Source organism: Providencia vermicola, assembly GCF_020381325.1.
In the GTDB taxonomy this organism is placed as follows: Bacteria; Pseudomonadota; Gammaproteobacteria; order Enterobacterales; family Enterobacteriaceae; genus Providencia; species Providencia vermicola.
Window position 1 is genome coordinate 341910 of sequence record NZ_JAGSPI010000002.1, and the last position, 26592, is coordinate 368501.

Sequence of the window (26592 nt, forward strand, 5' to 3'; positions counted from 1 at the left end):
ATTTTAATCCCACATTCGCACAAACAAAAAACCACTCCGAACATAGCTGTGTTTATCATTTAGTATTAATAAAATAAACGGCTTATCATCTACCAAGCAAATTAACCCCTCAAGATTAAATGCAAATGATTATTAATTAGGTTGACCGATGGTCGGTCGTCGATCTATGCTAGCGCCATTGAATTTCAACGTTTACTTTATTGGCTAAAATTTCATGCATAACTTCACTCATCGAACCTACACACTTTCCACGCTAAGTTTATTGGTTGCTGCTCTAATTTACTCAAATACCGCAAATGCAAAACCTAAATCAGACATTTTGGTCGTCACCGCCGCAGAAAACCAAGGCCAAGAACCTATTGGCTATGCCCAAAAAAAACAATCCTCTGCTACAAAAAACTCTGCGACCTTATTGGAAACGCCACAATTTGTTTCTGTGATTAATCGCGAGCAGATGGATACATTACCCTCTGAATCAATTAGCCAAGCCTTACGTTATAGTGCGGGTGTTACCAGTGAAAAGTTTGGTGCTTTCGGCAATGGAATCGATTTTTCAAAAATTCGTGGCTTTGATGCCGATTATTACTTGGATGGGTTGCGTGTTATTGGCAACAGTGGCATTTGGGGGCCGCAAATCGATTCATGGACACTCAATAGCATCGAAGCCGTTCATGGGCCATCATCCGCGCTGTATGGGCAAGGTGGCGCAGGGGGCGTTATCAATATGCAATCACGCCGCCCAAGTGCCAATGAATCACATCAAATTCAGTTCCAAAAAGGCAATTTCGATAATAATGCCGTCAAATTTGATACCACAGGAGCCATAAATGACGATGAAACATTGTTATATCGTATGAATGGATTAGCACTGTCAACGGATTCACAAGTCAATTCCTCAAAGCAATCTCGCTACTTACTGACGCCGTCCATCACATGGCAACCTAATGAAAAACTTAATTGGACAGTGTTGAGCCAATATCAACATGATCCCCATATTGGCCACTATAATACCTTGCCTGCTCAAGCAATCGGCCTGCTACCTAATCCAAATGGAAAGTTGGATTTTACTCAAAACTACAGTGACCCAAAACATGAAAAATCCACACGCACGCAGTGGTCAGTGACCTCATTAGTTGACTACCAAATCAGCTCGTCCGTTGCATTGAAACAAAATATGCGTTATTCCGATGTAGATACTCACATTAAACGTGACTTTACTCGGGGTTTCTTAGCAGGTGACCGTCTGCTCACTGCGGTTTACCAAAACTCTCCAAGTAAATCCAAAACTTTTGTTGTTGATAACCAGCTGGTTTATAACGTCAAAACTGGCAATATTCACCACGAACTTCTTACTGGATTTGATTATCAAACTGGAAAGCTGAATAAAAACTGGTGGGGCTCACAAACCGTCAGTTTCGATCCGTGGGTAAAACCCCATCACCCTGAATTTAAACCTTACCCCATTACCCGCACATCAACGACCCAACGTTTTGATCGCTATGGCGTTTACCTGCAAGACCAACTTAGTTGGCAGCAATGGGATTTGATCCTGAGTGGGCGCTATGATTGGTCTTATTTAGATACTGACAATAACCTCACTCACACAACACAAAAAAATGACACTTCCGCTTGGAGCCAACGTGTTGGGCTAACCTATGCTTTTGAAAATGGTTTTTCGCCATGGGTCAGTTTTTCCGATAGCTTTGACCCCGTTTTAGGGACGGATGCGGATGGAAAATCCTTTATCCCAACTGAATCAAAACAAGCCGAAATGGGGCTTAAATACCAATCGGATAACCTCATGGCAAGCGTAGCCGCATATGAGTTAGAACAAAAAAATGTCACCACCCATAACCCGCTAAATCCAGATTATTATAATCAAACAGGGAAAATTCGCTCTCGTGGGGTTGATTTTGAAAGCCGTATGGCCTTAACGCCATCGGTGAATGTTATGCTGAACTACGCTTTTACTGACAATAAAATCACCCAAAGCCAAGACCTTTCCGTCCTAAATAAACACCCTGTTCAAGTCCCTAAACACAGTGGGTCTGCATGGGTTGACTATCGTTTCCATTCCCCTTACTTCGAAGGTGCCTTAGTCGGCGTTGGCGTGCGCTATTTAGGTGAAACCTGGGGAGACAACACCAACACATTTAAAGTTCCAGCCGTCTGGCTTGGTGATATCAGCGCAAGATACCAAATGGATGCGTTAGTCCCTGAACTTACAGGCATGGAGTTGGGTTTAACCGTCAGCAATGTCACCAATAAATCCTATGTTGCTAGCTGTACCAGTTCTACCTATTGCAGTATTGGCACTAACAGAACGTTATTTGCCACACTCAATTACTATTTTTAATTAAAAGGGCCAGTTAATGATGGAAAGCACGAAAAGGCATTTGGTCAAAGCAGGCTTAGCAATAGCGATGTTAAGTGTAGTACCTCGTCCTGTTTTCTCCGCCTCGCGGCCCAAGGTGACCGATATCCTTGGGCGCTCTATTGCTTACCCAGAAAATGCACAGAACATTTATTTGGCTGATCCCTCTCTCGTTTTTCTCTTTGCAACCTTAGGGATACACGATTTTGTTGAAAAACTCGTTGCGCTCCCAAGTAACTTTCGTACTGCTGATTTGCGCAGTTATCAACAATATTGTGCAGCTTTTCCTAAGTTAGAACAGTTACCCCTCCTCCCTGCGATTGGCGGGGCACAGGCTAATTTGGAAACTCTTTTAGCACTCAAACCAGACATTATTTTTACGACAACGGGCACATTTTCAGGTTTACAAGCCAATGGACTTCTCTCACTTTTACAGCGCGCTAATGTACCAGTTATCGCTCTTGATATGAGTGTTGACCCACTCACCAATACACCAAAAAGTATTGCGATTATGGGTAACGTATTTGGCTTACAAGAAAGAGCTCATCGCATCAATCGATTTATTAAAACACAGTTAGACCATGTAAAAAATCGTCTAATCAATACAAAGCTACTAAGGCCTAAAGTGCTTCTTGAGCGTGCAGCAGGTTTTACGGAAGAGTGCTGCTTAGCCTATGGAAATGGAAATTTTGGCCAGTTTCTCACATTTGCAGGTGGAGAGAATATTGCTAACCAATACATTCATGGAACATATGGTGTTCTAAACCAAGAGACGATTATTCACACTCAAGCTCAAATGGTCATTGTCACAGGTACCGATTGGAGTGGCTATAACCCGAAAGGCAGTTGGATTGGACTAGGCCCAGGGGCGGATTTACAGCTAGCGAAACAAAAGCTCAAAGTTTTAATGGCGCGTAATGCCTTTAAAACTCTGAATGCAGTTAAACAGCAGCATGTTCATGCCATTTGGCACACCTTTTACGATAGCCCATTTGGCTTTATCGCCGTCCTAAAATTTGCGACTTGGTTGTACCCCAGCTTATTTCGAGATTTAGATGTAAATGCTGTTTTTAAAGATTTTACGGAACAGTTCTTACCCATCGAGTGGCAAGAAGGCTACTGGGTTTCCCTTTAAAATAGAGACTGATGATGACAACAATTTATTCCCCCGACCCACTAAGAACCCAAGTTGAAAAACAAAGTCATGGGCAACGAACCATTATTTACAGCCCTAAAGGGCAGCCTAACTATGTCTTTATCGTACCCCAGTTTAATTTACAAGAAATTAGCCCCTCTCTAGGCACAGGTATCCATCCAGCTTTTATCATTAATGAACGCCCTATTGATGCCTTTTTCTACGCCTGCTATAGCGCAAGCTTGCAAGATGGTGAATTAGTCAGCCAGCCCAATCAACCACCTGCGTGTAATTTAACTTTAGTGCAATTTCAAGCATTAGCGCAGCAATCAGGTAAAGGCTGCCATATTAGTACTAACGCACAATGGTGCGCGATATCTGCATTAGTGAATCAACATCATAGCCTTGTTCAAGGTAATACAGATTACGGTCGTAATTATTTTAATCATGATGAGTTCATTCCACGAATTGACGGGCGTGTCACTGGTGATTTGCAAGGTACACCAACAACGCCAACCAATGAACACTGGGAAAATTGGCACCATAATCACCAACGTTCAGGGATCAGCGATTTGGTCGGTAACCTTTGGGAGTGGCAAACAGGGGTGCGTTTAGTAGCTGGCGAAATTCAAATCATAAAAAATAATGATGCCGCAATTAATATTGATGATTCATTATTAGATTGGCGAGCTATTGATATGCACAGTGGTGAGTTAATCCCTTTAAATAGCCCATCAAGTGCAAAATATGATTCTCCAATAGCCAAGCTTGATGGTAATGCAGGTGCTCCCATAATCTCGAAAGAGATCCGCCATTTTAATGGTGATCCAACGGATTCAGGCTATCCGCCAGGCCTGCTAGACAGCCCATTTCGATTGGTTGGAACGACTCAAGGTGAGCAAATTCCAGCATTATTGAAAATATTAGGCCTCGCCCCCTATAACGTTAAACAATCAGACGACCAAATCTATCTGCGCAACTATGGTGAACGAGCCCTGATGCGCGGCGGTGCATGGTACTCACAACACAGCGCAGGCATTGATGCATTTTGCCTTAGCCATACTCGGTTGCACAAAAGCACCACAGTTGGCGCCCGAACAGCATGGGTTTTATAACTGTTTTTCTACGCCCAAAAGCAGCATTCATTCCCTCATTCACGTCATTAAACGAGGGAATGAATGAAAAAAAGCTAAGTATGAACAGGCTTTGGTAATAAATAAGATATAAAATAGGACAATCCACAAACAGCGATAAATGCCCCAACGTAAACTAAGTGATATTGGCTGAGGTAGCTTACAATTAAAGGCGTGATCCCCCCAAGAGAAGCCGAAGCACCATTGTAACCAATGCCTAAAATTGCTGCCTGTCCATTTGACTTACTGATGAGAACCGCTGATAAATTACACAATATCATTGCTGAATAAACAGACATTAACAGTTGAGCCATTAGAACGAGTAATAGGCTATTGGTTTGTAATATGAGATAAAGCGGCATAGAGCAAAAGACCATTATCATGACCCCCATATTAAAAACCCGCTTAGCTGAACTATATTTATCCGTAAGCCAACCACATATTAACATGAGGATCAAAAGTAAACTTGATGATAAGATTGCATAATAGTTTTTTATCTCTTCAATTTTTAATTGCTCTATTATCAATGATGTCGATAAGTTTTGAGAATAAAAGGTGACAGTCCCAGGAATTGTGAATAAAAAAACCCAAAAAATATTTTTCCAATTTATTGATTTTTTATCTGTAGAAATAACTTTATAATTTGGGAGATTAAATCTAAACCAAAAACTCATTAGAATATTTATAACCCCAATGAATAATGGGATTCGCCAGCCTATTGATTGCATCACATCTTCGCTCAACGTATTTTTTAGAATAAGAACAATACCTAAAGAGGCAATGACACCAAACAAAGAGCTGCCAACAATAATAGATGAAACTCTAGCTTGTTCTCTAAAATGAGCATCTTTAAATAAGTAAGTAATTAAAGATGGATACTCCCCTGCGAAACTAAATGACAAAGCCAGTTGTAATATTAATATAGCAGCTGGTGTATAGTTACCTAATAATTCAATTGGTAATAAAGCCATCATTAATGTTGCAATTCCAGTAATTAGACTTGTCAATATTAAAGCGGATTTTTTCCCAACCGTATCGGCATAACGTCCAATAATATATCCCCCTAAAGGCCGTATTAAAAAACGAAGAGCAAAAATTCCCCAAACCATTTCTGTCGCTTGTGTATAACCCAAATTTGTTAACTCAGCACTCAAATAAGTTGATATTGCAGCAAAAACAGCAATGTCATAATATTCAAGTGCATTACCAGCCACGGCGCCAAACCTGAATTTCCATTTCATTTTATTATCCTTATCATCCCTAATATTTCAGACATCAATTAATTTACATATTGAAAGTTAAGGGTAATTTACTAAAGTTTCTAAGCAAGCAAGTGTAATTCCATTTTCTTTTAATGCGCTAAACAACCCACTTGAAGATGCATGGGGACAAGAAAGTTTTTCTTTAATCCGTTGAATTCGTTTATGTTCACATACCTCTGAACATCCTTGCGCATAACTAATTTCCTTTACTTTACAGTGGGATAATAGCAATCTTATTGTAACAATTTCCTTTCGAGTAAACCGAATGTTTCCAAAACGCATATATTGGTGGATATCTAAAATCTCACTTTCTGAATCATTAATACTGTTATTACTTTCGATCGGTATATCTAAACTATTTCTTAATGGCAAATAATTTTCATCACTTTGTTTCCATATTCCGTGAGTATAATCAGAAATAATAGGTCGGCATTTATATATGGCCATTATATCTTTTATCGATAATTTTCTTCTTGAATTAATTGACGTAATTTCATATACACTTCCATATTTAGTACAGAAATCAACTTTTAATTCACATTTATCTGTTCTTAATAATGTATTCATATATTCTTTTGAGTAGTTATTCCAGTACTGTATCCCTGTTGATAGTCGTTCACTAATAATTCTATCTAGATCTGCATCCCAATACATCAAAACCCAATCATAATTACTCGAAGTGGTATGAACCTGCCTATTTATAATATCTACTTTTGAAAAAGACAGATCAATATCATTCCAATCAAAGTAATTTGAAAAGGTATTTTTTAAACCTGAACACGTTTTTTCCAAAAGTTCACTCTTAACATCCATAATAATTCCTTTTAATATAATTAAATGTTAATAAAAAATAAAAACCAAGGATATATATCACTATCACAGAATAAAAAACTTTCAAAGTATAATTTAATACTAGTATTAAAAAAACAAAATAAAAAATACAGTAATATTAATCTTAAAATTACTAATCATAAACTACCTACAATATTGGAGATATCATGAAAAAAGATTGGCACCCTGCTGACATCATTGCGGCAATAAAGAAAAAAGGCTCTTCCCTTGCTGAGTTATCACGTTCCGCAGGGCTAAATTCATCAACACTTAACAATGCACTATCACGGCGTTGGCCAAAGGGAGAAAGAATTATTGCAGAGTTTTTAGGTATGGAACCCGCTGAAATTTGGCCATCTCGTTATTATCATCGAGACCAAAAGGGCTGAAAAATTTATGCCTGACGATAAATCCAAAAAGCAATAACGGCGGATAGCTATAATATCATCCGCCGACGTTACCTTAAATACAACGTTTGAATAACTAGCTAGACACTTTAAGGCCTATTAACCCTGTAATAATCAAGGCAAGGCTCAATAAGCGGAACATATTCGCAGACTCACCTAGGAAAATAATCCCAACAATAGCCGTACCCACCGCGCCAATTCCCGTCCAGATTGCGTAAGCCGTTCCGACAGGTAAGTCACGCATGGCATAGGCTAATAAGCCCATACTGGCGATAATCGCGATAATGGTAATGATACTGGGTGTTAAGCGTGTAAAGCCATGGGTGTACTTTAACCCTACAGCCCAAACCACTTCGAGTAAACCTGCAAATAAAAGGACGATCCATGCCATGGTCGTTGCTCCCGTATATAACTCGGGGTCGTCCCCATAATTGAATGACGTGATTCAGGTCGTCCTGAATACGTGTGATGTGTACCTCATTATAAACATTCACCAGCACAGACTCAAGCAACGAAAAATAACAAATAAATATAAATTAGCGACCTTTTTTAACCTGTTTATGCTGTTTTTTGCCAATAAGCATCATTGACATCGCACTCTTTCCTTAGCAAAGGTAAAGTAGAAAATCTTATCGAGCCTATCCACCGAGAAATTAGCATGAATTTCAAAGATATATTACTTGCCCTCTGTGTGGTCATTATTTGGGGTGTTAATTTTGTCATTATCAAGCTCGGTGTGACCGCGCTTCCCCCATTACTCCTTGGGGCATTACGCTTTGTTTTTGTTGCCTTTCCTGCCATTTTTATTTTCAAGCGGCCTAAAATTCCGTTCAAATTGTTATTATTGTATGGGTTAACCATCAGCTTTGGTCAATTTGCCTTTTTATTCTGTGCTATCCGCGTTGGTATGCCAGCAGGAATCACTTCCGTTATTTTGCAATCTCAAGCCTTTTTCACCTTATTACTTGGTGCCATGATTTTAAAGGAAACGCTACAACCAACCCATTTTATTGGCATGTTTATCGCTATCGCAGGATTAACGGTGTTAGCCAATGGTGCGACAGCTGGCGGGTTAGATGATATCCCATTGCTTGGTTTAGCATTTACCTTAATTGCTGGTTTATCATGGGCTTGTGGTAATATTACCAACCGAATTATTATGCAAAATCAAGGTGCAGAAAAATGTAGCGCGTTGTCTCTCGTCAGTTGGAGTGCGCTTATCCCTATAATTCCTTTCCTAATTAGTTCGTGGATACTTGAGGGCGAGGATGCCATTGTGGACGGATTAACAGGCTTTGATTGGCCTGTGCTCGGTGTGATTTTGTATTTGGCGTATTTATCCACTTTTGTCGGTTACGGCCTATGGGGTGTACTGCTCGGGCGCTATGAGGCATGGCGTGTTGCACCATTTTCATTATTAGTGCCAGTGTTCGGTTTAAGCAGCAGTGCATTATTCCTTGGTGAGCACATTAATGGCGTACAAGTCGCTGGTTTAATTTTGATCATGCTTGGTCTTATTACGACGCTTTTTGGCAAAAAAATTATCCAACGTTTAAGACACGCTTAAGATAACTCATTTGATTACCGAAGGTTTTTAACTTTCGGTAATCAACACTCTCATTCATTTCCACCTTATCCCTCCTACTTTATATTTTAGATAATAATACTGCCTTATAAAGAAAATTCAGATAAATACCCACACCATTAGCTATTCGCTAGTTCAAAACCAGATAAAATCCAATAAATGATCTTGGATTAGTGATATTCACAGCAATTATCGAATTTATCTAAAATTTCAATTAGGTGTCTCGTTTTAGCTACTTTTTCTTTAACTTAACTATCGCTATATCTTCCTCAGTTTTACTTAAATAAATAACAGATATCATTCATTGAACAGATGGGGATGACTATGGGTAAACAATTTATTTGGATTGTGCTCGCTCTGCTCGGTGCTTTTTCACTCGGTTACATCGCCTTATATCGTGGTGAACAAATAAATGCGCTGTGGATTGTGGTCGCAGCAGTTTGTATTTATCTCATTGCGTACCGTTATTACGGGTTGTTTATCGCGAAAAAAGTCCTGCAAGTTGACGAAACACGTATGACACCAGCAATTCGTCATAATGATGGATTGGATTACGTCCCAACGGATAAAAAAGTGTTATTTGGTCACCATTTTGCCGCGATTGCAGGCGCTGGCCCCTTAGTCGGCCCAGTACTTGCTGCGCAAATGGGTTACCTCCCAGGTATGCTGTGGTTGCTTGCTGGGGTCGTACTCGCAGGCGCCGTACAAGACTTTATGGTGTTATTTGTTTCGACACGTCGAGATGGACGTTCGCTCGGTGAGTTAGTCAAAGAAGAGATGGGCAATACCGCAGGTATTCTCGCTTTGATAGCCTGCTTTATGATCATGGTGATCATTTTAGCCGTACTTGCGATGATCGTGGTAAAAGCCTTAACTCACAGTCCATGGGGAACCTACACTGTTGCATTCACTATTCCACTAGCGATTTTTATGGGGATCTATACCCGTTATATTCGCCCAGGGCGCATTGGTGAAGTGTCGATTATTGGGCTGGTATTCCTTGTTTTCGCTATTATTTCAGGAGGATGGGTTGCCGAAAGTGAAACCTGGGCACCGTACTTTGACTACACTGGCGTCCAATTAACGTGGATGTTAGTCGGATACGGCTTTGTTGCCGCTGTTTTACCCGTTTGGTTGCTGCTTGCACCGCGTGATTACCTTTCAACCTTCCTAAAAATCGGGACGATTATTGGTCTCGCTATTGGTATTTTAATTTTAAATCCAAACCTGCAAATGCCATCACTCACGAAATATATTGATGGTACAGGCCCTGTGTGGGCCGGAGATTTGTTCCCATTCTTATTTATTACTATTGCCTGTGGTGCTGTTTCTGGCTTCCACGCGCTGATCTCCTCGGGTACAACACCGAAAATGTTAGCAAATGAGAACCAAGCTTGTTTTATCGGCTATGGCGGTATGTTAATGGAGTCATTTGTTGCCATCATGGCGTTAGTCGCAGCGTGTGTGATTGACCCTGGTGTGTATTTCGCCATGAACAGTCCAATGGCAATGTTAGCACCAGCAGGTACCGAAGATGTGGTCGCTTCTGCCGCACAAGTGGTAAGCAGCTGGGGCTTCCAAATCACCCCAGAGCAGCTCAACACCATTGCCAATGAAGTAGGTGAAACCAGTATTATCTCCCGTGCTGGTGGTGCGCCAACGCTTGCTGTTGGGATGGCCTATATTCTGCATGGGGCGCTTGGTGGTCTGATGAATGTGGCCTTCTGGTATCACTTTGCAATTTTATTTGAAGCTCTGTTTATCTTAACCGCGGTTGATGCAGGAACACGCGCTGCGCGCTTTATGTTACAAGACTTACTTGGCGTGGTTTCCCCATCGTTGAAACGGACTGATTCATTACCCGCCAACTTGATTGCAACGGCATTGTGTGTGCTCGCATGGGGATATTTCCTTCACCAAGGTGTCGTCGACCCACTTGGCGGTATTAATACCTTATGGCCGCTTTTTGGTATCGCAAACCAGATGCTCGCGGGTATGGCGTTAATGCTGTGTGCTGTGGTACTGTTCAAAATGAAGCGCCAAAAATATGCATGGGTTGCCCTTGTCCCAACGGCTTGGTTGTTGATTTGTACCATGACGGCTGGCTGGGAAAAGACCTTCAGTGAAGATGCCCGCGTTGGTTTCTTAGCTGTAGCGAATAAATTCCAAGCGATGATTGATAGTGGCAATATTCCAGTGCAATATACCGAATCTCAGCTTACACAGTTGATTTTCAATAACCGTTTAGATGCTAGCTTAACGATTTTCTTTATGATTGTCGTCGTTTTACTGGCTCTGTTCTCCATCCGCACTGCGCTTAAAGCGTTAAAATCAAGCGAACCGACTGCGAATGAAGTGCCATACGAACCAATGCCAGCCAACTACGAGGAAATCGTGGCTAATACGCGCCATCATTGATTTTCGCGAAAAAGCTTTTCATGTTTTGGGTACACACTCTTTCTCCAAAAGAATTCATGCTGGAGCAAGGCGGCAAAGAAGATAATCCCTAGGAGCATACACCAGTATGTGACTAGGGTTAGCGAATGAAGCCAACGCTGCAACAGCGTGAATTATGAAGGAGAAACTAGGAGCATACACAGTATGTGACTTGGGTAGCTGAGAGCAGTCAACAACGCTGCAGCGCGGAATATGAAGGAGAAAAAATGTTTGGAGAACTAGGAAAAGCAGCGAGATACCTCGGCCAAGCGGCAAAAATGATGGTCGGCGTCCCTGATTACGACAACTACGTCGCCCATATGCAACGGACTCACCCTGATCAAACTCCGATGACTTATGAGGAGTTTTTTAAAGAGCGCCAAGATGCACGTTATGGCGGAAAAGGTGGTTTTAAGTGCTGTTAGGCCTGAAAAAGATGCAAAAAAAGCCGTGGTACTCGACCACGGCTTTTTATTTTTAACGATTCCGTATAGGATACGCCGTTATTTTACGCGTGAAACGTATTCGCCTGAGCGAGTATCAACACGGATAACTTCACCGATCTGAACAAACAGAGGAACCTTAACCACTGCGCCAGTGCTCAGTGTTGCAGGTTTTCCACCTGTACCTGCGGTATCACCTTTCAGGCCTGGGTCAGTATCGGTAATTTCTAACTCAACAAAGTTAGGTGGCGTTACCGCGATAGGACGACCGTCCCACAGTGTTAAAATACATTCTGCTTGGTCAACTAACCATTTTGCGTTGTCGCCAACGGTTTTTTCATCCGCGGCTAATTGCTCGAAAGTTTCGTTGTTCATGAAATGCCAGAACTCACCGTCGTTGTACAGGTAAGTTAAGTTCATATCCATGACATCTGCACCTTCAACAGAATCAGTAGATTTAAAGGTTTTTTCTAACAGTTTGTTAGAAATCAGTTTACGGATACGCACACGTGCGAACGCTTGACCTTTACCTGGTTTTACGAATTCGCTTTCTAAAACGACACAAGGCTCGCCATCTAACATGATTTTAAGACCTGAGCGGAATTCATTGGTACTATAAGTAGCCATGGTGATCCTCTAATTTATAAACTAAAAATGGCATAGCCAAAAAATGGTCGATATTGTAACTCAAAATACCTCATCCAGAGAAGTCTGGATACAACAACTTGCTGAAGCAATCACTAATCCTGATGAATTGCTGCAAATACTGAACTTGGAAAATCATCTTGCTTCGCAAGAAGGCCGTGAGGCGCGTAAATTATTTCCATTACGTGTCCCAATGCCATTTATCTCACGAATGAAAAAAGGCGATCCACTAGACCCGCTGTTATTGCAGGTATTAACCGCAAAAGCCGAGTTTGATGTCCATCCTGGTTTTTCCACCGACCCGCTGGAAGAGCAGGATAATGAGATCCCAAGTTTACTGCATAAATACCACAACCGCGCATTACTGCTCGTTAAAGGTGGCTGTGCAGTGAACTGTCGCTACTGTTTTCGCCGGCATTTTCCTTATGAAGATAACAAAGGAAATAAAAATAACTGGTTGATGGCTGTGGATTATATAAAAAACCACACCGAACTCAATGAAATCATCTTCTCAGGGGGTGATCCATTAATGGCAAAAGACCATGAACTCGATTGGTTGATAAGCCAATTGGAGGAAATTCCCCATATCACCCGTTTGAGAATTCATACACGTTTGCCTGTTGTGATCCCTGAGCGTATCACAGATACCTTGTGCGAAAGACTGGCACGCTCCCGTTTACAAGTGGTGATGGTGACGCATATCAACCACGCTAATGAGATCGACAAAGCATTCACAAACTCAATGCAAAAGCTCAAAAAGGCAGGTGTAACGTTATTAAATCAAAGTGTTTTACTGCGACAAGTCAATGACAACGTGACGGCGCTGATGAATTTGAGTAATGCCTTATTTGACGCAGGAATTTTGCCTTACTACTTGCATGTATTGGATAAAGTGCAAGGTGCGGCCCACTTTCTCGTCAGCGATATTGAAGCACGGCAATTGATCCAACAATTATTGAGCAAAGTATCTGGGTATCTCGTGCCTAAGCTTGCACGGGAAATTGGAGGAGAACCAAGCAAAACACTGCTCGATCTCAATTTAAGGCAGAGCTAATCAGCAAAACGCCCAAATAATCGGTATTTGGGCGTCGCTAATTCATTTTAGGGGCACTTGTACACTTGGCCAACCATTTTGCTATCTAGCGGGATAAAGCTAGATAACACGGTTTCACTTGGGCTAGTTGCACCGAAGATCACATTTCCGCCCATTTCAGCCGCTTTATTGCGCAAATCATTCGCTGCGCTACGCATGGAGCTGGATTCATTATTTACGCCACTCAACCAGTTGCTTTGTGTCCCTGCAACCTGACCGAGAAGTTGGCAATCACTTCCAGGTTGATTCTCAACAAAACGAACTTGTGAGCCTGCCGCAGTCAAGTTAGTTGACGTTGAACAACCCGCTAATAGCAGTAATGCAGCAGCACCAAGCAAGACTTTAATTCGCATGTTTTCCCTCATTTTTCATTGTGTTTTTGCAGCTGGTTTGAAAAATTATTAGCCCTAATACGGTATATCATAAATCGCTAGGAGGTGCTCCGCATACTGCGTCACAATTGCCACACATCACCAGCCGAATAGAGTCTACCACAAATTAATCAAGAAACTGCCCTATTCTTTGCTAATTCAAACCACTTACCTTACGTTAAATATAACCCGCTAAGCAATGTTGACGCAAAAATAAATCGTGTTTCGCATCAATTGTACATTGATTGGGGATATTAATTATTATCAATAATTAATGGTTCGATATAATTAAAAAACAAAAAGACCAGCACGACGAGATAACTTCACCGTGCTGGTCTTATTCAGGCTAAGTCACAAATATTTGTGACTAGTGCATGATGTTTGCCAAATGGCTTACATCATACCGCCCATTCCACCCATGCCGCCCATACCAGCGCCACCTAAGTCAGGTGCATCTGATTTTGGCAGGTCAGTGATCATCGCTTCAGTGGTGATCATCAGGCCAGCGATAGAGGCTGCAAATTGCAGAGCAGAACGCGTGACTTTAGTTGGATCCAAGATACCCATGTCGATCATATCGCCATACGTATCCGTTGCTGCGTTGTAACCATCGTTACCTTTAGCCGCTTTAACGTTGTTAACTACCACAGAGGCTTCTTCGCCTGCGTTAGTCACGATTTGACGCATTGGCGCTTCCATCGCACGCAGAGCAACACGGATACCCACGTTTTGTTCTTCGTTATCACCTGTTAGTGCTTCCAGTTTCGCTGCAACGCGAACCAGTGCGGTACCACCACCAGCAACAACACCTTCTTCAACGGCTGCGCGAGTTGCGTGCAGAGCATCGTCAACGCGAGCGCGTTTTTCTTTCATTTCAACTTCAGTTGCTGCACCGACTTTAATTACCGCAACACCGCCAGCTAATTTCGCTACGCGCTCTTGCAGTTTTTCACGGTCGTAATCTGAAGAAGATTCTTCGATTTGTTGACGGATTTGAGCAACACGGCCAGCGATCGCATCTTCTTCACCGATACCATCAATGATAGTGGTGGTGTCTTTGTTAATCACGATACGTTTAGCTTGACCTAAGTCTTCTAATGTTGCTTTTTCTAACTCCATACCGATCTCTTCAGAGATAACAGTACCGTTAGTCAGAGTTGCGATATCTTGCAGCATTGCTTTACGACGGTCGCCGAAGCCTGGTGCTTTAACCGCTGCTACTTTAACGATACCACGCATGGTGTTAACCACTAAGGTAGCCAGCGCTTCACCTTCAACATCTTCAGCGATGATCAGCAGTGGTTTGCTTGCTTTCGCAACGCCTTCTAATACTGGCAGTAATTCACGGATGTTAGAGACTTTTTTGTCAACTAACAGGATGAATGGGTTTTCTAACTCAACAGCACCAGTTTCTGGTTTGTTGATGAAGTAAGGAGACAGGTAACCGCGGTCAAACTGCATACCTTCCACGACATCCAGCTCATCTTCCAGACCTGTACCTTCTTCAACGGTGATAACGCCTTCTTTGCCGACTTTATCCATTGCTTCTGCGATTAAACGACCAACGGTTTCGTCAGAGTTTGCAGAAATAGTACCCACCTGTGCAATCGCTTTGGTGTCTGAACATGGAACAGACAGTGCTTTCAGCTCTTCAACCGCAGCAACAACCGCTTTGTCGATACCACGTTTCAGATCCATTGGGTTCATACCCGCAGCAACCGCTTTTAAACCTTCAGTGATGATAGCTTGAGCTAACACTGTTGCTGTTGTTGTACCGTCACCCGCAGCATCGTTTGCTTTAGAGGCAACTTCTTTGACCATCTGAGCACCCATGTTTTCGAATCTATCTTCTAATTCGATTTCACGTGCAACAGAAACACCGTCTTTAGTGATAACAGGTGAGCCAAATGATTTGTCTAAAACAACATTACGGCCTTTAGGGCCTAAAGTAACTTTAACTGCGTCTGCCAGAACATTCACACCACGAAGCATTTTCGTACGTGCATCACTACCAAATTTAACGTCTTTAGCTGCCATTATCTCTTTCCTTCAAATTCTTTTCGTTCGTTGAGAAGTTTTAAGTGAAAATTACGCTTCAACAATTGCCAGGATGTCACTTTCAGACATGATCAGGACTTCTTCATTGTCGATTTTTTCAGCTTTCACGCCATAACCGTCGTTAAAAATAACGATATCGCCAACTTTCACATCCAGCGCTTTAATTTCGCCATTTTCTAGGATGCGGCCTTGGCCTACTGCCAGAACTTCACCACGCGTTGATTTGCCTGCCGCAGTACCGGTCAGAACAATGCCACCCGCAGATTTAGATTCTACTTCTTTACGTTTAACGATAACACGGTCATGCAATGGACGAATTTTCATTAATAGTTCTCCTATAAATAAAGTCCACACTAGGTAAAAGGACGATACCAGCATGTCTTAATAAACTAGTACCATGTTTGAGCAGATTGGGGCTAGACAGAGGGACTTCAAGGGGGGAGATAAAATATTTTTCATTTTTATCTCCCCACAAATACGAAGGATTTACGGTTTCGGACGGTCGTCTTTATCTGATGAGTCTGATTTATCAGTGTTATCAATAGTAAAAGACGGGTCATCTTGTTTACGTTGGAATTCCCCATCAAACGTATTACCGTTTTGATATCCGCCATTTCTTGACTGATTAAAACCCGCGCCAGGTTGATAGAAACGAATATGCGGGATTAATCGCATTACGATAAGTTTTTGTACTGGTGGAAGTAATAACAATAAACCAATAAAGTCAGTGAAAAACCCTGGCACGATGAGTAAAAAGCCCGCTAAAACGAGCGCAACGCTTTTAATCATCTCTGCCGCTGGACTCTCACCAGATGCTAATTTTTGTTGGATTTGCAGGACATTTTTCATTCCTTGGTTTTTCACCAAGGAGACCCCCAAACAGGAAGTTAAGACCACTAAAATTAGCGTCATTAGAACTCCCACTTCGGAAGCGACTCTCACGAAAATAACCGATTCAATGTAAATGAGAATACATATCAGAATTAGTGGTAACCAGCGCACAAGTTCTCCTTTATTTCAATAAGCTATCAACTATTTTACGCCCCTCGGAAAACCTTTGTGAACTGCATCTAAGAGACAACTATCAATATTCGCTTTTTTCTTTAGTATAGCCATAATAATTGGGGCAAAGATAACGCTTTTCAACTCATAGAGTTTTTTGATTAACCAGACTTATCTGTGACGAATGTCACACAACGTAAAATCTGTTGCATAAATCAAACTATATAGTGATCTAGGTTCAAGGCATTGTTTCATTAAAGGCATATTATCTACCCATAATTCAGTAGATCATAATGCTGATAACGTAGTAGAAGGTGTTAATCGCTTGTAAAGTTTTATTTTACAATATTAATCACCTGTGAAGTTTTGTTTTTACGATATATGGATTTTTAAAAAGCGCATAAACGGACAGTAACTGTAATCTAATTAAGAAGGTTCTCATGTCAAACAATACTCGTATCGAAGAAGACCTGTTAGGTAAAAAAGAAGTTCCAGCCGATGCCTATTATGGTGTTCATACTCTGCGTGCGATTGAAAACTTTTATATCAGCGACCGCACTATTAACGATGTCCCAGAATTTATTCGCGGCATGGTTATGGTTAAAAAAGCGGCGGCTTTAGCCAACAAAGAACAACACACAATTCCACGTAACATCGCGGAAACCATCATCAAAGCATGTGATGTTGTTTTAAATGAAGGCAAATGCATGGACCAGTTCCCTGTTGACGTATTCCAAGGTGGTGCGGGCACATCACTGAATATGAATACCAACGAGGTTCTTGCAAACATCGGTCTTGAACTGATGGGGCATAAAAAAGGGGAATATGAATTCCTAAACCCTAATGACCACCTGAACAAAAGCCAATCCACTAACGATGCTTACCCTACTGGGTTCCGTATCGCAGTGTATAACTCTGTACTGAAGTTAATTGAATCTGTTGAATACCTGAAAAAAGGCTTTGAAGCTAAAGCTGAAGAATACAAAGACATTCTGAAAATGGGTCGTACCCAGTTACAGGATGCCGTTCCAATGACCGTCGGCCAAGAATTCCATGCTTTCGCTACCCTTCTGAAAGAAGAAGAGAAAAATCTGAAACGTAGCATCGAATTACTGCTCGAAGTTAACTTAGGCGCGACTGCTATCGGTACTGGCCTAAATACAGCGCCAGGTTATTCTGAGCTGGCAGTTAAAAAATTAGCTGAAGTGACTGGTTTACCATGCGTTCCTGCTGAAGACTTAATCGAAGCAACTTCTGACTGTGGTGCTTACATCACTGTTCACGCAGGCTTAAAACGTCTGGCAATGAAACTGTCTAAAATCTGTAACGACTTACGCCTGCTATCTTCTGGCCCTCGTGCAGGTCTTAAAGAAATCAACTTACCTGAGTTACAAGCAGGTTCTTCTATCATGCCAGCAAAAGTTAACCCAGTGATTCCAGAAGTGGTTAACCAAGCGTGTTTCAAAGTTATTGGTAACGATATCTGCGTAACAATGGCAGCTGAAGCAGGCCAATTACAGTTAAACGTAATGGAACCAGCTATCGGTCAAGCAATGTTCGAGTCTATTTCTCTGATGAGCAATGCATGTCGCAATCTGCAAGAGAAATGCATTAGCGGTATTACTGTGAACAAAGAAATCTGCGAAGCGTTTGTCTTTAAGTCAATCGGTATCGTGACCTACTTGAACCCATTCATTGGCCACCATAATGGTGACATCGTAGGTAAAATCTGTGCAGAAACAGGTAAGAGCGTCCGTGAAGTTGTACTTGAACGCGGTTTACTAACTGAAGCAGAGCTGGACGATATTTTCTCTGTTGAGAACTTAAAACACCCTGCTTACAAAGCAAAACGTTTTGATGACTAAAAGTTTATGTTTATCATAAATAACACTTAAAAAAATAAAGGCACGCCTCTCATCGGAAAGCGTGCCTTTTTTGATTCATGCACACACAAATAATTAACATAACAGTTTCATAATTTTAATTTTCATTTTGTCGAGGAGTAAACACTATGTTAGCCGTAGAATTTGTCATTGTTCTGCTGGCCATTTTTTTGGGGGCCCGTCTTGGTGGGATAGGTATCGGCTTTGCCGGTGGCCTTGGTGTACTGGTACTCGCTGCAATTGGCGTGAAACCAGGCACCATTCCATTTGACGTTATCTCCATCATCATGGCTGTTATCGCCGCTATCTCTGCAATGCAAATTGCAGGCGGTTTAGATTATTTAGTTGCTCAAACAGAAAAATTACTGCGCCGCAACCCTAAATACATCACTATCCTTGCCCCAGTTGTCACTTACTTTCTGACGCTCTTTGCAGGTACAGGTAATATCTCTTTAGCCACACTACCTGTCATTGCAGAAGTCGCAAAAGAACAAGGCGTTAAACCTTGCCGTCCATTATCAACAGCGGTCGTTGCTGCTCAAATTGGTATTACTGCATCACCAATTTCTGCTGCGGTTGTCTATATGGCATCGGTCATGGAAAACCCTGCAATGATGGGTGCTGGTAATACAGTCAGCTACATCACTCTGCTGGGAATTTTACTGCCATCAACCTTCCTCGCGATTATGTTGATGTCATTTATTATCTCTTGGACGTTTAACTCTAAGCTTTCTGATGACCCAATCTATCAAAAACGTTTAGCAGAAGGCTTAATTGAACTGCGTGGTAGCCAAGTCAAAGAAATCAAACCAGGTGCTAAATCTTCCGTTATGCTGTTCTTATTAGGTGTTATCGGTGTTGTCTGTTATGCCATCATCAATAGCCCAAGCTTAGGGATCGTCGAAACACCATTGATGAACACCACCAATGCGATTTTGATCATCATGCTTACTGTAGCAACGTTGATTACTATCCTTTGTCGCGTAAATACCGATGCTATCTTGAACTCCAGTACCTTTAAAGCAGGTATGAGTGCATGTATCTGTATTTTAGGTGTGGCTTGGTTAGGTGATACTTTCGTACAACACAACCTTGAGTGGATCAAAGCAACTGCGGGTGACTTAATCCACGAACATTCTTGGATGCTAGCGGTTATCTTCTTCTTCTGTTCTGCGCTTTTGTATTCACAAGCAGCAACAGCAAAAGCATTGATGCCAATGGCACTGGCTTTAGGTGTTAGCCCACTGACTGCAATTGCGTCTTTCTCTGCGGTTTCTGGTCTGTTTATTCTGCCGACTTACCCAACACTGGTTGCTGCGGTACAAATGGATGATACAGGGACAACGCGCATTGGTCGCTTCGTCTTCAACCACCCATTCTTTATCCCTGGTACCATTGCTGTCGCATTAGCCGTCACTTTCGGCTTCCTGTTCGGTGGAATGATGCTCTAGTCCTATTCATCAAATTGAACAGCCTAAAAACCCGTGACATCATTCACGGGTTTTTTCTGTTCTAAAATATTTTTATCATTGCCACTAAAGTGGTAATAATAAATATAAAACCTGCAAAGTTCATTTATCAATATTATTTTAGTTTCATATTATAAATTTAATAAAAGAGGTAAATATATAATCCATAGATATCTTATATATTCGACACGCCAAAATCAGATATGAAAATCGAATAAAACAAACCAAATTTTTCCCATGAAACATTTATATTAATAACCTCAATATAAGTGTAACAAGCAATGAATATATTGATTAAAATTCAGTGTGAATCCACAAATTTCATCAGAAAACAGCAAAAACAATATAACTAAAACAATGATATTTTTAAATATATAATTCCAAAAAATAGATACTGACGCAATAAAACTTATATATAATCCTTTAAAATCGACAACGCATACTCTTTTATTGTGTATTATAAATAGGCACAATCTATTGATACCCACAAATCCATCCGCCATAAATATTGGTAATGCTAACCTCATCCTTGTCTAATAGGTATTAGAAAACCATTCAGGTTCTCTTTTAAATCCGTTAAACGAGCGCTAAATTATAGAGTAAGCCTATTATTTGAAATAATTTATCTCATCAGCATTAATTTATTTGGAGGAGGAATGTTAAGTACTCAACGAAATGATAATACCGATGTTTCCATTTATATTGGAACCTATCTAAAACACCGAAGAAAAGCAGTTGGTTTAACAGGTGCGCAATTAGCATCACGATTAAGCATTAGCCAGCAACAAATTTCTCGTTACGAAAGGGGTAAAAATGCCATCACCATACAAGGTCTGTTAGATATCTTACAAGCCCTCGAGTTAAGAAAGCATGATGTCGATGATTTTATGAAGAACATTTTTCAGTTTTATTATATCGATGTTGCACTAGAGGCGAATTTGATTAATTAACGTTCCAATCTAAATTTGATATTCACTGTCAACTTAGATTCAGGGGGGATATTTCCCCCTCCTGTTCCTCCCGCCTTTCAACAAAAAATGCCCCGTTTATTCATTTATGTAGCTCCGCCAGCACCATTGCTATTGAGCAAAGCGCTATAATTCAATATTGATCATTGCTATGATGAAAAAAACAGACACGATGCCGATGGAGTTTATAATGCCTATCCAGCGCGAAACAATTTTAAGCCATGCATTAAACCAGTTAGAAATTCAGGGGTTATCCGCATCAACAGAGAATTTACTCAGTGAAATTGAATCTGATTTTTCGACTATTCGCCAATTTTGGCCTGATGATGAAGCCCTTATTTATGATTGCTTGCGCTTTCACGGACAGCAAATTGAAGTATGGCAACGCCAAACGCTCCTAGAGGAAACGCTAAGCCCACAACAGAAATTAATGGCCCGTTACCAACAATTGTCCGAGAAAGTGAGTGAGGGGCGTTTTCCAGGCTGTTTATTTATCTCTGCTTGTAATTATTACCCCGATTCAGAACACCCGATTCACCAGCTCAGCCGCCTACAAAAAGACAATTCCTTTAATTTTACCAAAAATTTATTGGATGAACTTGATATCGAAGACTCTGAGCTTGTTGCAAACCAAATGGAACTGGTTCTCGAAGGGTGTTTAAACCGTTTATTAGTCCAACGTGACATTCAAGATGTCGAAACAGCGCAGCACCTTTCTGAAGATATTTTGACGATCGCATTATGCCGTAAAAAAGGGGCGCTAAGCTAAAAAAGCCGCATTAGCACGTTAAACAATCACCTTTTGCTGAAAAAGAAAACACTCAGTAAAAAAAAACGTTTTTTTATTAAAAACTCATTGACGCAAACAGCTGAATACGGTTTAATGCGCCCCGTTGCCCGGATAGCTCAGTCGGTAGAGCAGGGGATTGAAAATCCCCGTGTCCTTGGTTCGATTCCGAGTCCGGGCACCACTTATTTAAAGAACCCGCCCAAAAGGCGGGTTTTTGCGTTTTCCCCTTCTAGGTTTATGTCATTCCTTTCTTAACCCTTTATTAAGAAAAATCCAGAATCCATCATATTAAGAATGTTCGCCTCTATGCTTGTAACTATTTCCAAGTATTATCGGTTCTTGATTTTATATTTACATGACTAAGGGATGGAAAATGGAACAAAAACAATATTCTAATAAATGGCAGAAGCGCTTTAACTTTTTTGATACTCATGGAGCCCCCGATACGCCAGAGTTTAAAGCCGCATTGAAAGCAGAATCTTTCGGTGGACGCCTGCTCATTAGCATGAATTTCTTCGCCTTTTTCTTCGGTATTATTTATTTTTTAATTTTAGGATTGTGGAAAAAAGGGTTAGTTCTACTGGGGATTTCTATTGGTTTAGGTCTAGTGCTCAATATTATTGATTTTATGGTTGGTGGTACGATCCCTAACGGAGCTTATACTGGCCTTTCCGTCGGGATTTCTGCACTTTGGGCGATGATTGCCAACTATGCATACTATATAAAAGAAACCAAGGGACTTGATGGGTGGAATCCGTTCGAAGGGATCCGCATGGTATAGGGAAAATATTACCTAATAATATATCGAATAAAAAAGCGGTTATAAAAGTACCCCCAATAGTTGGACAACCAATTATTGGGGGTTTTTTATGCCATAAAAGTTAAATAGTCATTAACTTCCTGGCGTAAAATAAATTGGGGAACCTGGGCCAACTGGAATACCCAAAACAAATACCCAGACAATAAAGAATAATGACCAACCGATTAGGAATATGACAGAATAAGGCAACATCATCGAAACTAACGTTCCAATCCCTGCATCTTTTTTATATTTCACTACGATTGCCATAATTAAACCAAAATAGCTCATCATCGGGGTAATAATGTTAGTCACCGAGTCACCGATACGGTATGCCGCTTGAATCGTTTCTGGTGCATAACCCGCAAGCATTAACATTGGCACAAAAATAGGCGCAGTGACTGCCCATTGTGCAGATGCAGAGCCAATCATTAAGTTAATAAACGCGCAAATCAGAATAAAGCCTATAAACAGTACACCACCATGAAGGTCGATACTGTTTAGGAAGTTTGCGCCTTTTACTGCAATGACTTGGCCGATGTTTGTCCAATTAAAAAATGCAACAAATTGCGCCGCAAAGAAAATAATAACCAGATATAAACCTAAGGTACTCATAGATGCAGCCATCGCATCAACGATATCTTTATCTGAACGCATAGTTTTTGCTATATACCCATAAACAATGCCTGGGATAGCAAAAAAGATAAAAATAAAGACAACAATCCCTTTTAAGAACGGCGAATTACTAACCAAACCAGTTTCTTGATTACGTAAAATACCGTTTTCTGGTACCACCATCAGCGCTAAGACCGCGGCTAGTGCCCAAAATGTTGCTGATGCCCAAAATAACGCTTTTTTCTCTAATGATGTTAACTCTGCTGAGGCGCGTAAACTGTCTTCGTCAGTATCGACACCACCACCCGTATATGGTCCTAACTGTGGCTCTACAATTTTTTCGGTAATAAAATAACCTAAAATGGTAATTAAAAACGTACTGGCAAACATAAAGTACCAGTTCGCTTCTGCGCCTACGATATAAGTTGGGTCTATAATTTGAGCGGCTTGCTGCGTGATCCCTGAAAGCAATGGATCGACTGTACCGAGTAACAAGTTTGCAGAATACCCGCCAGATACCCCTGCAAATGCGGCGGCAAGACCCGCTAATGGGTGGCGACCTAAAGAGTGAAAAATGATAGCGGCTAAAGGAATCAATACAACGTAGCCAAGCTCTGATGCTGTATTCGACATAATCCCTGCAAATACAATCGCGGCTGTTGTTAGCTTGCGTGGAGCCTTAATTACCACTAAACGCATTGCCGCTGAAAGTAACCCTGCTCGCTCGGCGATCCCTACCCCAAGTAAAGCAACCAGTACAGTTCCTAGAGGTGCAAACCCCGTAAAATTGGTCACGATATTCGCAAGAATTTTACGGATACCTTCAGGGTCTAATAAGCTAACAATATGAATAATGCCGTCTTCAGCTCGCCCTTTAGCCCCTTCTGGACGTGGATCAATGACGCTAACCCCAAAGTATTGACCAATTGCTGAAGAAATTAATAAAATTACAATCAATATAATAAATAAAATAACCGGATGTGGCAGCGCATTTCCTAACCACTCAACCGTTCGTAAAAAACGGCTTCCCTCTTGCTTTTTTTGTTCCATGTTTTCTCCTTATAAACAAGAGAAATGGACATTACACAATGTTTTCTCTTTTTGCTATTTACAAGTAGATAGCTTCACCAAAACATCTCAGTTACATTTTAGAAACATAAACCATAAATTCTTTTAATATAATTATAAAAAACACCAATAAAAAAAATATTCATTCATTATCAGACTTAAAAACCACATTAAGTTAAATTTAATTAATTTCAATAAATGTGCTCAACATAACAATTTACATACAATATTTAGCGGTTTTTCATTATTAATCACTATACATATATCAATTTTTGTATGTTTTATTTTATAAAAATGGGAAAACACCTATATTAACAACTCGATTAAACCTTATTTAAAGCTCGGAATAATTAACGCAATAAAGCTCATTTAACCAATTTTACGTCTATTACTTTCAAGGATATAATAAATAAAAATATATTAGTGGGCTCAATTTCATGTCAATTATCGATCACTGGGCTGAACGCCATATCCAAGAAGCCTTAAATAAAGGGGAATTGTCACAGCTTAATGGCGAAGGCAAGCCACTATACCTTGAAGATGACAGCTTGGTGCCTCCTGAGCTAAGGGCTGGATATCGCTTATTAAAGAATTCGGGATATTTACCTGCTGAATTACAGCAAAGAAAAGACGCGCTAACACTGAGCCATCTACTTCAAGGACTTTCAGTTGATGACCCTAATTATGTCAATGTGAGCAAGCAACTCGCGCTGCTTGAATTGAAACTAAGGCAAGCGGGGATCAATACCGATTTTTTACAGGGTGAATATTCACAGTCAATTTCAACACATATGGCAAAAACGCAGAGGTAGCTCTAACGGGGTATTATCGCCTGAGTTCGATATTCAAGAGGGGTTTTGCCATAGTATTTTTTAAACGCATGGCTAAATGCAGAGTGAGAATCATAACCCACACAAAGGCCTATGGTTTCTATACTGCTATTTGTGAGCAATAAACTCCCCGCAGCTTCCATCCGCTTTTGTTGAATAAATTGCATCACCGTTAAGTGTGTTTCTGCTTTTACTTTTCTTTGTAACGTACTGACTGACATACAAAAAGCGAATGCCATATCTTCACAACTAATGGGCAAATGTAACCGCGTCTCAATCCACTGAGAAACGGTATCAATCCACTGACTTTCGGGTTTTAATTGCGCCAACAGCAAACGTGCCACCGCAAAATTATTTTCAGGTGCTTGGGGAAAGCTTTGTAACCAATGAAGCAAACCAATTGCTGAAGGTGTCAGAGAAAATTGGGTCATTTTCTCGTCCAATGCCCACTGTGCCGTTGCAGGCATTTCCAAAACATAGTTTTTATTACCGTCTTGGCCGCTAAACGCATGGCTAACACTTGGCGGGATCACCATGCCTTTTCCTGCATTCAATTGAAAATGCTGCCGATACATATTGATTTCCATTTGCCCAGATAACGACAAGACGACTTGCCACTGCCCATCATGTTGATGAGAAATAACCTCGTCAGAATATTGTCGAAAATGCAGTTCAGGTAATCGCAAAGGAAACACTCCTACTGATACAGATAATAGCAGTATAACCTTTTTACCTATAAATGGCAGTGATGCCAATATGGCATCACTTGAGGATTTCAATAAATATAATGAAAAGTTATATCAAATTAAATGCTCTAAATAGTTCGTGTTGTAGCAAGGCGGCAAACACAGTTATCCCTAGGAACATACAAAAGTATGTGACTAGGGTAACTTTGTGTAGCCAACACCGCTACAGTGCGAAATATGACGAGCATTGAGCATTAGGCGAGTAAAGCGCCGTTTGGAAGAGGCAGGTTAAACTCTGCTAACACAATAGCACCCTTTTCATCAGGAGCCCCTGTTATTAACACTTCAGATTTAATCCCTGCTATACGTTTTACTTCAAAGTTACAGACGCAAAGAATGCGCTTGCCAATTAGGCTTTCAGGGGTGTAGTTCACGGTAATTTGTGCGCTAGAGCGTTTGATACCTAGCTCACCAAGATCAACTTCCATCACATATGCGGGTTTCTTTGCTTTACTATTTAGCTCTGCACTAATAATAGTGCCAACACGCATTTCAACACGGGTAAAATCATCCCACTCAATAATTTGCATACTTTCATTCCTAAACTAAATCACTGTTGGTCACTAAATTAGCATAGGACAAGCCAAAGGCATTATCGCCAAACAATCATTTTATATTGCAAAAACATCAGTGACGCCAGATTATTTGC

At 40.8% G+C, this 26592-nt stretch carries 25 protein-coding genes and 1 tRNA gene; 15 read left to right on the forward strand and 11 right to left on the reverse strand.

The window, feature by feature from the left end; translation table 11 throughout:
* Positions 1-214: 214 nt before the first annotated feature.
* From KDJ85_RS04160 to KDJ85_RS04170, 3 genes are read left to right on the forward strand one after another with little or no spacing between them, the layout of a single operon-like run.
* On the forward strand, positions 215-2356 hold the full coding sequence (locus KDJ85_RS04160; RefSeq protein ID WP_225818592.1) for a TonB-dependent siderophore receptor: 2142 nt from the start codon (positions 215-217) through the stop codon (positions 2354-2356).
* Between the two features lie 16 nt (positions 2357-2372).
* On the forward strand, positions 2373-3509 hold the full coding sequence (locus KDJ85_RS04165) for an ABC transporter substrate-binding protein (protein WP_225818593.1): 1137 nt from the start codon (positions 2373-2375) through the stop codon (positions 3507-3509).
* 11 nt (positions 3510-3520) lie between these two features.
* The gene (locus tag KDJ85_RS04170) at positions 3521-4624 is read left to right on the forward strand and encodes a hypothetical protein (RefSeq protein WP_225818594.1); all 1104 of its coding nucleotides are present in this window, start codon (positions 3521-3523) and stop codon (positions 4622-4624) included.
* Between the two features lie 74 nt (positions 4625-4698).
* Here the strand turns inward: KDJ85_RS04170 and KDJ85_RS04175 are convergent, their stop codons facing one another.
* Positions 4699-5883: an MFS transporter gene (locus KDJ85_RS04175; protein WP_225818595.1), complete on the reverse strand. Its 1185-nt coding sequence runs from the start codon at positions 5881-5883 to the stop codon at positions 4699-4701.
* 57 nt (positions 5884-5940) lie between these two features.
* A complete protein-coding gene (locus tag KDJ85_RS04180; protein WP_225818596.1) occupies positions 5941-6717 on the reverse strand; it encodes a hypothetical protein in 777 nt (258 codons plus the stop codon).
* A 185-nt stretch (positions 6718-6902) separates the two neighbouring features.
* Here KDJ85_RS04180 and KDJ85_RS04185 point away from each other — a divergent pair, with 185 nt between their 5' ends.
* Positions 6903-7124: a helix-turn-helix domain-containing protein gene (locus tag KDJ85_RS04185; protein WP_225818597.1), complete on the forward strand. Its 222-nt coding sequence runs from the start codon at positions 6903-6905 to the stop codon at positions 7122-7124.
* A gap of 94 nt (positions 7125-7218) precedes the next feature.
* Here the strand turns inward: KDJ85_RS04185 and sugE are convergent, their stop codons facing one another.
* A complete protein-coding gene (gene sugE, locus KDJ85_RS04190; protein WP_004258648.1) occupies positions 7219-7533 on the reverse strand; it encodes a quaternary ammonium compound efflux SMR transporter SugE in 315 nt (104 codons plus the stop codon).
* Positions 7534-7800: 267 nt separating this feature from the next.
* On the opposite strand from sugE, the gene KDJ85_RS04195 reads away from it, so the two are divergent.
* The 3 genes from KDJ85_RS04195 to KDJ85_RS04205 all read left to right on the forward strand — a co-directional run bounded on the left by KDJ85_RS04195 (position 7801) and on the right by KDJ85_RS04205 (position 11588).
* Positions 7801-8709, forward strand: coding sequence for an EamA family transporter (locus tag KDJ85_RS04195; protein WP_225818598.1), 909 nt, complete (start codon positions 7801-7803; stop codon positions 8707-8709).
* 342 nt (positions 8710-9051) lie between these two features.
* On the forward strand, positions 9052-11145 hold the full coding sequence (gene cstA / locus KDJ85_RS04200; protein WP_225818599.1) for a pyruvate/proton symporter CstA: 2094 nt from the start codon (positions 9052-9054) through the stop codon (positions 11143-11145).
* 245 nt (positions 11146-11390) lie between these two features.
* Positions 11391-11588, forward strand: coding sequence for a YbdD/YjiX family protein (locus tag KDJ85_RS04205; protein WP_004908094.1), 198 nt, complete (start codon positions 11391-11393; stop codon positions 11586-11588).
* 78 nt (positions 11589-11666) lie between these two features.
* On the opposite strand, the gene efp is transcribed toward KDJ85_RS04205, so the two are convergent.
* Positions 11667-12233 (reverse strand): elongation factor P, encoded by a 567-nt coding sequence (efp, locus tag KDJ85_RS04210; RefSeq protein WP_004258667.1) that lies wholly within the window; start codon positions 12231-12233, stop codon positions 11667-11669.
* A gap of 43 nt (positions 12234-12276) precedes the next feature.
* Between efp and epmB the strand changes: the two genes are divergently transcribed.
* Positions 12277-13305 (forward strand): EF-P beta-lysylation protein EpmB, encoded by a 1029-nt coding sequence (gene epmB, locus KDJ85_RS04215; protein WP_225818600.1) that lies wholly within the window; start codon positions 12277-12279, stop codon positions 13303-13305.
* A 47-nt stretch (positions 13306-13352) separates the two neighbouring features.
* Here epmB and KDJ85_RS04220 read toward each other — a convergent pair whose 3' ends face one another.
* From KDJ85_RS04220 to KDJ85_RS04235, 4 genes are all read right to left on the reverse strand, one after another.
* Positions 13353-13697 carry a DUF4156 domain-containing protein gene (locus KDJ85_RS04220; protein ID WP_047756639.1) on the reverse strand — a complete coding sequence of 115 codons (345 nt, stop codon included), beginning with the start codon at positions 13695-13697 and terminating at the stop codon, positions 13353-13355.
* Positions 13698-14108: 411 nt separating this feature from the next.
* On the reverse strand, positions 14109-15752 hold the full coding sequence (gene groL / locus KDJ85_RS04225) for a chaperonin GroEL (RefSeq protein WP_225818601.1): 1644 nt from the start codon (positions 15750-15752) through the stop codon (positions 14109-14111).
* A 51-nt stretch (positions 15753-15803) separates the two neighbouring features.
* Complete coding sequence (locus tag KDJ85_RS04230; RefSeq protein WP_206083465.1) at positions 15804-16097, reverse strand: co-chaperone GroES; 294 nt, start codon at positions 16095-16097, stop codon at positions 15804-15806.
* 162 nt (positions 16098-16259) lie between these two features.
* Positions 16260-16775 carry an FxsA family protein gene (locus KDJ85_RS04235; protein ID WP_206083464.1) on the reverse strand — a complete coding sequence of 172 codons (516 nt, stop codon included), beginning with the start codon at positions 16773-16775 and terminating at the stop codon, positions 16260-16262.
* A gap of 440 nt (positions 16776-17215) precedes the next feature.
* Here KDJ85_RS04235 and aspA point away from each other — a divergent pair, with 440 nt between their 5' ends.
* From aspA to KDJ85_RS04265, 6 genes are all read left to right on the forward strand, one after another.
* Entirely contained in the window at positions 17216-18640 is a 1425-nt protein-coding gene (gene aspA, locus KDJ85_RS04240; RefSeq protein ID WP_206083463.1) for an aspartate ammonia-lyase, read from the forward strand.
* Between the two features lie 146 nt (positions 18641-18786).
* On the forward strand, positions 18787-20109 hold the full coding sequence (locus KDJ85_RS04245; RefSeq protein WP_206083462.1) for an anaerobic C4-dicarboxylate transporter: 1323 nt from the start codon (positions 18787-18789) through the stop codon (positions 20107-20109).
* A 674-nt stretch (positions 20110-20783) separates the two neighbouring features.
* A complete protein-coding gene (locus KDJ85_RS04250; RefSeq protein ID WP_225818602.1) occupies positions 20784-21077 on the forward strand; it encodes a helix-turn-helix domain-containing protein in 294 nt (97 codons plus the stop codon).
* A gap of 214 nt (positions 21078-21291) precedes the next feature.
* Entirely contained in the window at positions 21292-21864 is a 573-nt protein-coding gene (dicD, locus tag KDJ85_RS04255; protein ID WP_412990682.1) for a division control transcriptional repressor DicD, read from the forward strand.
* A gap of 126 nt (positions 21865-21990) precedes the next feature.
* Positions 21991-22066: transfer RNA gene (locus tag KDJ85_RS04260), tRNA-Phe, on the forward strand.
* Between the two features lie 192 nt (positions 22067-22258).
* Entirely contained in the window at positions 22259-22666 is a 408-nt protein-coding gene (locus KDJ85_RS04265; RefSeq protein WP_225818603.1) for a DUF2628 domain-containing protein, read from the forward strand.
* A 111-nt stretch (positions 22667-22777) separates the two neighbouring features.
* On the opposite strand, the gene KDJ85_RS04270 is transcribed toward KDJ85_RS04265, so the two are convergent.
* Positions 22778-24349 (reverse strand): AbgT family transporter, encoded by a 1572-nt coding sequence (locus tag KDJ85_RS04270; RefSeq protein ID WP_225818604.1) that lies wholly within the window; start codon positions 24347-24349, stop codon positions 22778-22780.
* A gap of 455 nt (positions 24350-24804) precedes the next feature.
* On the opposite strand from KDJ85_RS04270, the gene KDJ85_RS04275 reads away from it, so the two are divergent.
* A complete protein-coding gene (locus KDJ85_RS04275) occupies positions 24805-25179 on the forward strand; it encodes a DnaJ family domain-containing protein (RefSeq protein ID WP_225818605.1) in 375 nt (124 codons plus the stop codon).
* Positions 25180-25181: 2 nt separating this feature from the next.
* Here KDJ85_RS04275 and KDJ85_RS04280 read toward each other — a convergent pair whose 3' ends face one another.
* Both KDJ85_RS04280 and KDJ85_RS04285 read right to left on the reverse strand, forming a co-directional pair.
* Positions 25182-25883 (reverse strand): AraC family transcriptional regulator, encoded by a 702-nt coding sequence (locus KDJ85_RS04280; protein ID WP_225818606.1) that lies wholly within the window; start codon positions 25881-25883, stop codon positions 25182-25184.
* Between the two features lie 254 nt (positions 25884-26137).
* Positions 26138-26473 (reverse strand): tRNA-binding protein, encoded by a 336-nt coding sequence (locus KDJ85_RS04285; protein ID WP_206083449.1) that lies wholly within the window; start codon positions 26471-26473, stop codon positions 26138-26140.
* Positions 26474-26592: the final 119 nt, after the last annotated feature.

Coding starts and splice junctions, on each gene's coding strand:
- KDJ85_RS04275 (WP_225818605.1), top strand. CDS start 24,805: ATGTCAATTATCGATCACTGGGCTGAACGCCATATCCAAGAAGCCTTA.
- KDJ85_RS04230 (WP_206083465.1), bottom strand. CDS start 16,097: ATGAAAATTCGTCCATTGCATGACCGTGTTATCGTTAAACGTAAAGAA.
- KDJ85_RS04265 (WP_225818603.1), top strand. CDS start 22,259: ATGGAACAAAAACAATATTCTAATAAATGGCAGAAGCGCTTTAACTTT.
- KDJ85_RS04250 (WP_225818602.1), top strand. CDS start 20,784: ATGTTAAGTACTCAACGAAATGATAATACCGATGTTTCCATTTATATT.
- KDJ85_RS04220 (WP_047756639.1), bottom strand. CDS start 13,697: ATGCGAATTAAAGTCTTGCTTGGTGCTGCTGCATTACTGCTATTAGCG.
- KDJ85_RS04170 (WP_225818594.1), top strand. CDS start 3,521: ATGATGACAACAATTTATTCCCCCGACCCACTAAGAACCCAAGTTGAA.
- groL (WP_225818601.1), bottom strand. CDS start 15,752: ATGGCAGCTAAAGACGTTAAATTTGGTAGTGATGCACGTACGAAAATG.
- epmB (WP_225818600.1), top strand. CDS start 12,277: ATGGTCGATATTGTAACTCAAAATACCTCATCCAGAGAAGTCTGGATA.
- KDJ85_RS04245 (WP_206083462.1), top strand. CDS start 18,787: ATGTTAGCCGTAGAATTTGTCATTGTTCTGCTGGCCATTTTTTTGGGG.
- sugE (WP_004258648.1), bottom strand. CDS start 7,533: ATGGCATGGATCGTCCTTTTATTTGCAGGTTTACTCGAAGTGGTTTGG.
- KDJ85_RS04160 (WP_225818592.1), top strand. CDS start 215: ATGCATAACTTCACTCATCGAACCTACACACTTTCCACGCTAAGTTTA.
- KDJ85_RS04175 (WP_225818595.1), bottom strand. CDS start 5,883: ATGAAATGGAAATTCAGGTTTGGCGCCGTGGCTGGTAATGCACTTGAA.
- KDJ85_RS04165 (WP_225818593.1), top strand. CDS start 2,373: ATGATGGAAAGCACGAAAAGGCATTTGGTCAAAGCAGGCTTAGCAATA.
- KDJ85_RS04285 (WP_206083449.1), bottom strand. CDS start 26,473: ATGCAAATTATTGAGTGGGATGATTTTACCCGTGTTGAAATGCGTGTT.
- KDJ85_RS04205 (WP_004908094.1), top strand. CDS start 11,391: ATGTTTGGAGAACTAGGAAAAGCAGCGAGATACCTCGGCCAAGCGGCA.
- KDJ85_RS04195 (WP_225818598.1), top strand. CDS start 7,801: ATGAATTTCAAAGATATATTACTTGCCCTCTGTGTGGTCATTATTTGG.
- KDJ85_RS04180 (WP_225818596.1), bottom strand. CDS start 6,717: ATGGATGTTAAGAGTGAACTTTTGGAAAAAACGTGTTCAGGTTTAAAA.
- KDJ85_RS04270 (WP_225818604.1), bottom strand. CDS start 24,349: ATGGAACAAAAAAAGCAAGAGGGAAGCCGTTTTTTACGAACGGTTGAG.
- KDJ85_RS04185 (WP_225818597.1), top strand. CDS start 6,903: ATGAAAAAAGATTGGCACCCTGCTGACATCATTGCGGCAATAAAGAAA.
- aspA (WP_206083463.1), top strand. CDS start 17,216: ATGTCAAACAATACTCGTATCGAAGAAGACCTGTTAGGTAAAAAAGAA.
- efp (WP_004258667.1), bottom strand. CDS start 12,233: ATGGCTACTTATAGTACCAATGAATTCCGCTCAGGTCTTAAAATCATG.
- cstA (WP_225818599.1), top strand. CDS start 9,052: ATGGGTAAACAATTTATTTGGATTGTGCTCGCTCTGCTCGGTGCTTTT.